The sequence below is a fragment of the Streptomyces sp. genome (genome assembly GCF_036566765.1).
Lineage (GTDB): Bacteria > Actinomycetota > Actinomycetes > Streptomycetales > Streptomycetaceae > Streptomyces.
Map to the genome: position 1 here is coordinate 1 of NZ_DATCVQ010000540.1, position 9,456 is coordinate 9,456.

Here is a 9,456-nt window from a genome sequence, read left to right on the forward strand (position 1 = left end):
GCGAAGGACCTGGGCACGGGCAAGGAGCAGAAGATGACCGTCACCGGCGGCTCCTCGCTGCCGAAGGACGAGGTCGACCGGATGCGCCAGGAGGCCGAGCAGTACGCGGACGAGGACCACCGTCGCCGCGAGGCCGCCGAGTCCCGCAACCAGGGCGAGCAGCTCGTCTACCAGACCGAGAAGTTCCTCAAGGACAACGAGGACAAGGTCCCGGGCGACGTCAAGACCGAGGTCGAGGCGTCGGTGGCCGAGCTCAAGGAGAAGCTCAAGGGCGAGGACACCGCGGAGATCCGCACCGCCACCGAGAAGGTCGCGGCCGTCTCCCAGAAGCTCGGCCAGGCCCTCTACGCCGACGCGCAGGCCGGCGCCGCCGCGGGCGGCCCGGGCGCCGAGGCCCCGAAGGCCGACGACGACGTGGTCGACGCCGAGATCGTCGACGACGAGAAGCCGGGCGACGCGAAGGGCGGCGCTGCCTGATGACGGAGGAGACCCCGGGCTTCGAGGAGAAGCCCGACGTCCCCTCCGGCGCCACCCCTGACGACGCCGCCGAAGCCGCCGAGTCCCCCTCCACGGAGGAGGGCCCGGCGGCCCCGGCCGGGGACGCACTCAAGAACGCCGGTCTGACGGCAGAGCTGGACCAGGTCCGCACCGCGCTCGGCGAGCGCACCGGGGACCTCCAGCGGCTCCAGGCCGAGTACCAGAACTACCGCCGCCGGGTCGAGCGGGACAGGATCACCGTCAAGGAGATCGCCGTCGCGGGCCTCCTGACGGAGCTTCTGCCGGTGCTCGACGACGTCGGTCGGGCCCGGGACCACGGCGAGCTTGTGGGCGGGTTCAAGTCGGTGGCCGAATCGCTGGAGACGGTCGTCGCCAAGATGGGCCTGCACCAGTTCGGCAAGGAGGGCGAGCCCTTCGACCCGACGATCCACGAGGCCCTGATGCACTCGTACGCGCCGGACGTCACCGAGACGACCTGCGTGGCGATCCTGCAGCCGGGGTACCGCATCGGCGAGCGGACCATCCGGCCCGCGCGCGTCGCGGTGGCGGAGCCCCAGCCCGGGGCGGCGCCGGCCGCGAAGGACGAGAAGAAGGCCGACGAGGAGAGCGGTGGCCCCGAGAAGGGCTAGCGCGAAGATCGTCCGAGAGGAGGGACGCCGGTGAACACGAAGGACTTCGTGGAGAAGGACTACTACAAGGTTCTCGGCGTCCCCAAGGACGCCACCGACGCCGAGATCAAGAAGGCGTACCGGAAGCTCGCCCGCGAGAACCACCCGGACGCCAACAAGGGCGACACCAAGGCGGAGGAGCGCTTCAAGGAGATCTCCGAGGCGAACGACATCCTCGGCGACCCGAAGAAGCGCAAGGAGTACGACGACGCCCGCGCCCTGTTCGGCAACGGCGGCTTCCGGGCAGGGCCCGGCGGCGGCTCCTTCAACTTCGACCTGGGCGACCTCTTCGGCGGCGCCCAGGGCGCCGGCGGGCCGGGCGGCGGCTTCGGCGGCGGCGGGCTCGGGGACGTCTTCGGCGGCCTGTTCAACCGGGGCGCGGCGGGCGGTGCGGGCACGCGCACCCAGCCGCGCCGCGGCCAGGACATCGAGTCCGAGGTGACGCTCAGTTTCATCGAGGCCGTCGACGGGGCCACGGTCCCGCTCAGGATGTCCAGCCAGCAGCCCTGCAAGGCGTGTTCCGGCACCGGCGACAAGAACGGCACGCCCCGGGTGTGCCCGACCTGCGTCGGCACCGGCCAGGTCTCGCGCGGCTCGGGCGGCGGCTTCTCGCTCACCGACCCGTGCGCGGACTGCAAGGGCCGCGGCCTGATCGCGGAGAACCCCTGCGAGGTCTGTCACGGCAGCGGGCGCGCCAAGTCGTCCCGGACGATGCAGGTCCGGATCCCGGCGGGCGTCTTTGACGGCCAGCGGATCCGGCTGCGCGGCAAGGGCGCGCCGGGCGAGCGCGGCGGGTCGAACGGCGATCTGTACGTCGTCGTGCACGTCGACGCCCACCCGGTGTTCGGCCGCCGCGACGACAACCTGACCGTGACCGTCCCCGTCACCTTCGACGAGGCGGCGCTCGGCGGCGAGATCAAGGTCCCGACGCTGGGCGGCCCCCCGGTCACCCTGAAGCTGCCGGCGGGCACGCCCAACGGCCGGACGATGCGGGCCCGCGGCAAGGGCGCGGTCCGCAAGGACGGCTCCCGCGGCGACCTGCTGGTGACCGTGGAGGTCCAGGTCCCCAAGGACCTGACCGACAAGGCGCGCGAGGCCCTCGAGACGTACCGCGACGCGACTACGGGCGAGGATCCGCGGGCAGAGCTGTTCCAGGCCGCGAAGGGAGCATGAGGACATGGAGAGCCGTCCGGGACGCAGCCGTAACCCGTACGAACTGACCGACGAGACGCCGGTGTACGTCATCTCGGTGGCGGCCCAGCTCTCCGGCCTGCACCCGCAGACCCTGCGCCAGTACGACCGGCTCGGCCTGGTCTCCCCGGACCGCACCGCCGGCCGGGGGCGGCGCTACTCGGCCCGCGACATCGACCTGCTCCGTCAGGTGCAGGCGCTGTCCCAGGACGAGGGCATCAACCTGGCCGGCATCAAGCGCATCATCGAGCTGGAGAACCAGGTCGCCGCGCTGCAGGCGCGCGTCGCCGAGTTGTCGGCGGCGGTCGAGGGCGCGGCGGCGACCATGCGCCAGCGCGAGGCCCAGGTGCACGCCTCGTACCGGCGCGACCTGGTGCCGTACCAGGACGTGCAGCAGGCGAGCGCGCTGGTGGTGTGGCGGCCGAAGCGTCCCGAGTGACTCCTTGTGCCCTGAGGCCCCCTCCGCTGCGGAGGGGGCCTCGTCGCGTCTGGGGCCCTGCTACGGAATCAGCTCGCCGATGAATTCGATGACGATCTGCCACCAGGGCGCGGCGCCGGTGCCGAACGCGGCGGCGAGGGCGGTGCCGACGGCGATGTCCTGGGGGAGCACCTCGGTGTCGTCCTGCCATTCGGCAAAGACCGCGCCGTCGCCGGTGGAGTCGAGCAGCCCGAGCGCGCGGCCGTCGCGGGTGAGCCGGCTCTCGGCGTACGAGCAGGGCACGAGGCGGTAGTCGACCCCGTCCACGGTGGCATCCACCCGGAACGACCGCCGGAACACCCGCCCCTTGGCGGGCCGGAGGCGGGCGGGGCGGCCGTCCACGGCGAGGGTGAGGCGGGTCGGGTCGCGGGTGCCGATGGGGATGGCGTCGTTGATCTCGCCGCCTCCCTCGGCGCGCGCGAGGACGATTTCGGGCAGCCCGTCTCCGGCGACACGGACGATTCCGGTGGCGAGGTCGAGGTCTACGCGCGGCGACTGTGCGATCAATGGTCCTGTTCCAGGATTCCGGACTGGGCGATGAGATAACCGAGTTGGGCCCGGCTTCCGCTGCCGAGCGTGGAGGCGAGCTTGGCGATGTGCGCCCGGCAGGTCCGCACGTTCATGCCGAGCCGGCGGGCGATGGCCTCGTCGACGTGACCCTCGACGAGGAGTTTGGCGATGGAGCGCTGGACGCCGCTGATCCCGTCGAGGACGGGGGCGTAGGCGACGACCTCGTTCTCCCACGGGACGCCGTGCAGCCAGAACTGTTCGAACACCCCTACGAGGTACTGGACCAGCCCCTCGTGGCGCAGTTCGAGCGCGACCTGGCGATCGCTCCGGGCGGGAACGAAGGCGACCTTGCGGTCCACGATGATCAGCCGGTCGATGATCTCTTCGAGGGTGCGAACTTCGAGCCCGTGCGGGGCGACGTGTTCGACGTACGCCAGCGTCGAGGAGTGGTGCCGCGCGGTGTGCTGGTAGAGCGTGCGCATCGAAATCCCGCGTCCGAGAAGTGGCTCGACCCGGCGTAGCGCCTCTTGCAGGATGTGAGGACGACGTCCGCTTCCGGGTTGGACGGTGAGCAGTTCCTCGGTGCACTCGGAGGTCGCGCGGTCCAAGGTGGCGTTGATCAGGCCGAGACCCTCCAGCACGTTGATGGAGTCCGCGGCGGACGGGTCCTTGGTGGTGATCGACATGAACGGCTCGAAGGTGTCCGCCAGTGCCACGGTCAGCTGGCGACGCTCCTGTATCTCGCGCTCGATGGGATGGATGAGCTGGTTCAGGGCGACGGACGGCGGGATGGGTCTCAGCCATGCGGGATCGTCCGGATCGGAGCGCAGTAGAGCGAGATCGATCAGGCAGGTAGCGGTCTCGACCTCCGTGCGCGCGATGCGTCCCGATCGCAAAGCCTTCGCGTAGAGGTCCTTCCCCGCGGCGCAGAGTTCGTCCGCTCCATGCCCATGTCCCCCAACGTCCCCTTTTGGTCGCATTTGCACCCCCCTCAGGGTCCTGAATTACAGGAACATGATGCCTGCCCTCGCTGGTGGAAGCGTTCGGAGTGAGCCATCGTCATAGACGCGGGGGAGGAGGTAATGATCAAAAGAGGTGGAGAACGGCCATGACCAGGACGGTTCGTGCACTTGGCGCCATAGCTGTTTTTGCGGCGGCTGCTCTCGGCGTGTTCGGTGCTTCGGTCGGCAGCGAGCCCTCGTGGGACAGTGCGCCGGCCAGCTCGGTTCTTGCTTCACCTGGTGAGCCGTCGTGGGACGGTGCGCCGGCGGGTTCGGTGCTCAACTCTCCCGAGGAGCCCTCGTGGGACCTCGTTCCGGTTGGCGCTGAAGCATGACCGTGCCGCCGGACGACCGGGTCTTCCGACGCGAGATGGCTTCGGCCTATCGGTCCGGGTGGCACTTCATCGACCTCGTCACGGCCATCCCCCATCGTGGCGATTCGTTGATGGTCACCCTCTTCGGAGAGCCGATCGTCGTCGCTCGCGAGCAGGACGAGGACGTCCGGGCCTACCGCTGTCTTCGGCGGCCCCGGGGCGCCCCGCAGCCCGTCCGCTGTGCCATCCGGTACGGCATGATTTTCGTCAATCTCGACCAGCGCGACCACCAGTTGGTCGAACCCGAGACCATCACCGCCACCCCCCGCAGTGCCTGAGCGGTTCCCCCGTCGTTCCAGATCGCTCAGGTGCTTCCCCCACACAGCGGCGCCATCGTGGACCTGAAACACGATGGCGCCGCTGTGCTGTGCGCTTACGGAAAGACCCCTACGCGCGGCCCATCGCGCGCGTCAGCGCGATCTCGATGACCACCCGGTCCGGGTTCGGCGCCGGCGTGCGGCCGTAGCGGGCCGCGTAACGGGCGACCGCGTCCGCGACGACCTCCGCCTCCGTGCGGATCCGCGCCACGCCCTCCAGCGTCGCCCAGCGGCCCTTGTCCACCTGGCACACCGCCACCCGCGCGCCCTGCGCGCCCGCCGCCAGGACGTTGGCGACCTTGTGGCTGTGCTTGTTCGTGATCACCCGGGCGATGCCCTTCTCGCCGCCCTCGGGGTCGTACGTGACGCCCACCGCCACCACGTGCGGCGAGCCGTCCGGCCGCGGCGTGGTCAGGGTGCACATGTGGTACTCGCTCCAGAAGCCGAGATACGAGTCGTCCGGGTTCCTCGGGTCAATCGCCATGCCCGGAAAATACCCGCGGCGGAGCCCCGTCCGACACCTTGAGCGGAATGGACTCAACTTTGTGTATGTTGGATGGGTCAGAGAAGTCATCCGATCAGAGAAGTCATCCGGCCGAGGAGGAGACGCCGCACGTGGACGCCGAACTGACCAACAAGAGCCGCGACGCGCTGAACGCGGCCAGCAGCCGCGCCGTGTCCGAGGGGCACGCCGACCTGACCCCCGCGCATCTGCTCCTCGCGCTGCTCGCCGGTCAGGAGAACGAGAACATCACCGACCTGCTGGCCGCCGTCGAGGCCGACCAGGCCGTCGTACGCTCAGGGACGGAGCGGCTGCTGGCCGCCCTGCCCAGCGTCACCGGCTCCACCGTCGCGCCGCCGCAGCCCAACCGCGAGCTGCTCGCGGTGATCGCCGACGCCGCCGAGCGCGCGAAGCAGCTCGGCGACGAGTACCTGTCGACGGAGCACCTGCTCATCGGGATCGCCGCGAAGGGCGGAAAGGCCGGCGACCTCCTCGACCAGCAGGGGGCCACCGCCAAGCGCCTCCTCGACGCATTCGAGAAGAGCAGGGGAGGGCGCCGGGTGACCACACCCGACCCGGAGGGTCAGTACAAGGCACTGGAGAAGTTCGGCACGGACTTCACGGCGGCCGCGCGCGAGGGCCGGCTCGACCCGGTCATCGGCCGCGACCACGAGATCCGCCGGGTCGTGCAGGTGCTGTCCCGGCGCACCAAGAACAACCCGGTCCTCATCGGCGAGCCCGGCGTCGGCAAGACCGCCGTCGTCGAGGGCCTGGCGCAGCGGATCGTGAAGGGCGACGTCCCCGAGTCGCTCAAGAACAAGCGGCTGGTCTCGCTCGACCTCGGCGCGATGGTCGCCGGCGCGAAGTACCGCGGCGAGTTCGAGGAGCGGCTGAAGACCGTCCTCGCGGAGATCAAGGCGAGCGACGGCCAGGTCATCACCTTCATCGACGAGCTGCACACCGTCGTCGGCGCGGGCGCCGGCGGCGACTCCGCCATGGACGCCGGCAACATGCTCAAGCCGATGCTGGCCCGCGGCGAGCTCCGCATGGTCGGCGCGACCACGCTCGACGAGTACCGCGAGCGGATCGAGAAGGACGCGGCCCTGGAGCGCCGCTTCCAGCAGGTGCTGGTCGCCGAGCCGACCGTCGAGGACACCATCGCGATCCTGCGCGGCCTCAAGGGCCGGTACGAGGCCCACCACAAGGTCCAGATCAACGACTCCGCGCTGGTCGCCGCCGCCACCCTCTCGGACCGCTACATCACCTCCCGCTTCCTGCCCGACAAGGCCATCGACCTCGTCGACGAGGCGGCCTCCCGGCTCCGCATGGAGATCGACTCCTCGCCCGTAGAGATCGACGAGCTGCAGCGTGCCGTCGACCGGCTGCGCATGGAGGAGCTGGCGCTGAAGAACGAGACCGACCCGGCGAGCAGGCAGCGTCTGGACAAGCTCCGCCGCGACCTCGCCGACCGCGAGGAGGAGCTGCGCGGGCTGACCGCCCGCTGGGAGAAGGAGAAGCAGTCCCTCAACCGGGTCGGCGAGCTGAAGGAACAGCTCGACGAGGCGCGCGGAGTCGCCGAACGCGCCCAGCGCGACGGGGACTTCGACACCGCGTCCAAGCTGCTGTACGGGGAGATCCCGGCCCTGGAGCGCGAGCTGGAGGAGGCCTCCGAGGCCGAGGCCCAGCAGGAGGCGTCCAAGAACACCATGGTCAAGGAGGAGGTCGGCCCGGACGACATCGCCGACGTCGTCGGCGCCTGGACAGGCATCCCCGCCGGCCGCCTCCTGGAGGGCGAGACGCAGAAGCTGCTGCGCATGGAGGACGAGCTCGGCAGGCGGCTGATCGGCCAGACCGAGGCGGTACGGGCCGTCTCCGACGCCGTGCGCCGCACCCGCGCCGGGATCGCGGACCCCGATCGGCCGACCGGATCGTTCCTGTTCCTCGGCCCGACCGGCGTCGGCAAGACCGAGCTGGCGAAGGCGCTCGCGGACTTCCTCTTCGACGACGAGCGGGCCATGGTCCGCATCGACATGTCGGAGTACTCCGAGAAGCACTCCGTCGCCCGGCTCGTCGGCGCGCCCCCCGGCTACGTCGGCTACGAGGAGGGCGGTCAGCTGACGGAGGCGGTGCGCCGCCGCCCGTACAGCGTCGTGCTGCTCGACGAGGTGGAGAAGGCGCACCCGGAGGTCTTCGACATCCTGCTCCAGGTCCTCGACGACGGCCGGCTCACCGACGGGCAGGGCCGAACGGTCGACTTCCGCAACACGATCCTGATCCTCACCTCGAACCTGGGCAGCCAGTTCCTGGTCGAGCCGATGACCTCGGACGAGGAGAAGAAGCAGCAGGTCCTGGAGGTCGTCCGGATGAGCTTCAAGCCGGAGTTCCTGAACCGGCTCGACGACCTGGTGGTCTTCTCGGCGCTCGACAAGGCCGAGCTGGGCCGGATCGCCCGGCTCCAGATCGACCGGCTGGGCAAGCGGCTCGCCGAACGCCGGCTCACGCTCGAGGTCACCCCGGAGGCCCTGGAGTGGCTGGCGGACGAGGGCAACGACCCCGCGTACGGCGCCCGGCCGCTGCGCCGCCTGATCCAGACGGCGATCGGCGACCGTCTTGCCAAGGAGATCCTGGCGGGTGAGGTCCGCGACGGCGACACGGTCCGGGTGGATAGGTTCGAGGAGGGTCTGATCGTCGGACCGGCGACCGCGCCGGCCGCCGCAGCCGACCTCGGCAAGACGCTGTAACCGGCCTCGTCGGAGTGCCGGGGTTGCCACCCCCCGCCCTGCATGGGAGAGGATGGCGACAACCGTACGAAGGGAAATCCACGGTGAGCATCGACCCGTCCTCGATTCCGAATTTCGGGGGCCAGCCCCAGCCTCAGGCCGCAGGACCGGCGGGCCCCGTCGTCCCCGACCAGGACCTGGTCAAGCAGCTCCTCGACCAGATGGAGCTGAAGTACGTCGTCGACGACGAGGGTGACCTCGCGGCGCCGTGGGAGGACTTCCGGACGTACTTCATGTTCCGCGGCGACGAGGACCAGAAGGTCTTCTCCGTCCGGACCTTCTACGACCGTCCGCACTCCGCCGACGACCGCGCCAAGGTCCTGGACGCGATCGACGACTGGAACCGCCGCACCCTGTGGCCCAAGGTCTACACGCACCTGCACGAGGAGGAGGACGGCTCCGCCACCCTCCGCCTCATCGGCGAGGCGCAGATGCTGATCGGCACCGGCGTCGCCCTGGAGCACTTCGTGTCCTCCACGGTCAGCTGGGTCCGCGCGTCCATCGAGTTCGACAAGTGGCTCGTGGAGCAGTTCGGCCTGGCCTCCCCGGAGGACAAGGAGCCGGGCGAGAACGGCTCCGGCCCCGCCGAGTAGTTCCACGCCGGCAGGTCCTACAGCGCCATCGGGGCGAGCGTCAGCACGTACACCCCGAAGCAGAACGACAGCCCGGCCAGGGCGGCGGTCACCGTGACCGCGGCCCTCGGCCGGGCTTTCGTCAGCGCGGCCGCGAGCGGCAGCAGCAGCGGGAAGGCCGGCAGCAGGAAGCGCGGCTTCGACTCGAAGAAGCCGGAGCCGCCGACCGTGATGAGCACCAGGACCGCCGTGTAGGCCAGCACCGGCAGCGGCGGCCGCTCGCCCGGCCCGGCCAGCGCGAGCAGCGCGAAGAGCAGCACCCCGGCCGCCGTGATCACCAGCGCCGTCACGAAGCCGAACTGGGTCGGGCCGGTGAGCATGTCCCGTACGAAGCGCAGCGCGCCGGTCCCGAAGTCGAAGCGGGACGTCCAGCCGTCCTGGACGGCGAAGTAGCCGCCGAGCGGATCGCCCCGCCGCACGCCCACCCACAGCACGTACGCCAGCCAGCCCGTCGGCGCGAGGGCCGCCGCGGCCCACACCCGCGGCTCGACGCGGCCGCGCCGCC

Annotated in this window: 10 protein-coding genes and 1 pseudogene; 7 read left to right on the forward strand and 4 right to left on the reverse strand. The window is 70.6% G+C overall.

Annotation, left to right across the window (positions count from 1 at the left end; all coding sequences use genetic code 11):
* The 4 genes from VIU94_RS31380 to VIU94_RS31395 form a co-directional block, all read left to right on the forward strand.
* A partial coding sequence (locus tag VIU94_RS31380) for an Hsp70 family protein (protein WP_331916578.1) occupies positions 1 to 477 on the forward strand: 477 nt, incomplete at its 5' end.
* Complete coding sequence (gene grpE, locus VIU94_RS31385; RefSeq protein ID WP_331916580.1) at positions 477 to 1,127, forward strand: nucleotide exchange factor GrpE; 651 nt, start codon at positions 477 to 479, stop codon at positions 1,125 to 1,127. The genes VIU94_RS31380 and grpE, both read left to right, overlap by 1 nt.
* A 30-nt stretch (positions 1,128 to 1,157) precedes the next feature.
* On the forward strand, positions 1,158 to 2,339 hold the full coding sequence (gene dnaJ / locus VIU94_RS31390; RefSeq protein WP_331916582.1) for a molecular chaperone DnaJ: 1,182 nt from the start codon (positions 1,158 to 1,160) through the stop codon (positions 2,337 to 2,339).
* Positions 2,340 to 2,343: 4 nt separating this feature from the next.
* Positions 2,344 to 2,796 carry a heat shock protein transcriptional repressor HspR gene (locus VIU94_RS31395; protein ID WP_331916584.1) on the forward strand — a complete coding sequence of 151 codons (453 nt, stop codon included), beginning with the start codon at positions 2,344 to 2,346 and terminating at the stop codon, positions 2,794 to 2,796.
* Positions 2,797 to 2,856: 60 nt separating this feature from the next.
* Here VIU94_RS31395 and VIU94_RS31400 read toward each other — a convergent pair whose 3' ends face one another.
* Positions 2,857 to 3,342 carry a hypothetical protein gene (locus VIU94_RS31400; RefSeq protein ID WP_331916586.1) on the reverse strand — a complete coding sequence of 162 codons (486 nt, stop codon included), beginning with the start codon at positions 3,340 to 3,342 and terminating at the stop codon, positions 2,857 to 2,859.
* The gene (locus VIU94_RS31405; RefSeq protein ID WP_331916588.1) at positions 3,339 to 4,325 is read right to left on the reverse strand and encodes a helix-turn-helix transcriptional regulator; all 987 of its coding nucleotides are present in this window, start codon (positions 4,323 to 4,325) and stop codon (positions 3,339 to 3,341) included. Before VIU94_RS31405 ends, VIU94_RS31400 begins: the two co-directional genes overlap by 4 nt.
* 352 nt (positions 4,326 to 4,677) lie before the next feature.
* Here VIU94_RS31405 and VIU94_RS31410 point away from each other — a divergent pair, with 352 nt between their 5' ends.
* Positions 4,678 to 4,998, forward strand: coding sequence for a (2Fe-2S)-binding protein (locus VIU94_RS31410; RefSeq protein ID WP_331916590.1), 321 nt, complete (start codon positions 4,678 to 4,680; stop codon positions 4,996 to 4,998).
* 109 nt (positions 4,999 to 5,107) lie between these two features.
* Here VIU94_RS31410 and VIU94_RS31415 read toward each other — a convergent pair whose 3' ends face one another.
* Entirely contained in the window at positions 5,108 to 5,521 is a 414-nt protein-coding gene (locus VIU94_RS31415) for a pyridoxamine 5'-phosphate oxidase family protein (protein ID WP_331916592.1), read from the reverse strand.
* 131 nt (positions 5,522 to 5,652) lie between these two features.
* Between VIU94_RS31415 and clpB the strand changes: the two genes are divergently transcribed.
* Positions 5,653 to 8,280: an ATP-dependent chaperone ClpB gene (gene clpB, locus VIU94_RS31420; protein WP_331916594.1), complete on the forward strand. Its 2,628-nt coding sequence runs from the start codon at positions 5,653 to 5,655 to the stop codon at positions 8,278 to 8,280.
* Positions 8,281 to 8,363: 83 nt separating this feature from the next.
* Positions 8,364 to 8,912: a type III secretion system chaperone family protein gene (locus VIU94_RS31425; protein ID WP_331916596.1), complete on the forward strand. Its 549-nt coding sequence runs from the start codon at positions 8,364 to 8,366 to the stop codon at positions 8,910 to 8,912.
* Between the two features lie 17 nt (positions 8,913 to 8,929).
* On the opposite strand, the pseudogene VIU94_RS31430 reads toward VIU94_RS31425, so the two are convergent.
* Positions 8,930 to 9,456, reverse strand: a pseudogene (locus VIU94_RS31430) (hypothetical protein); the annotation flags it as partial.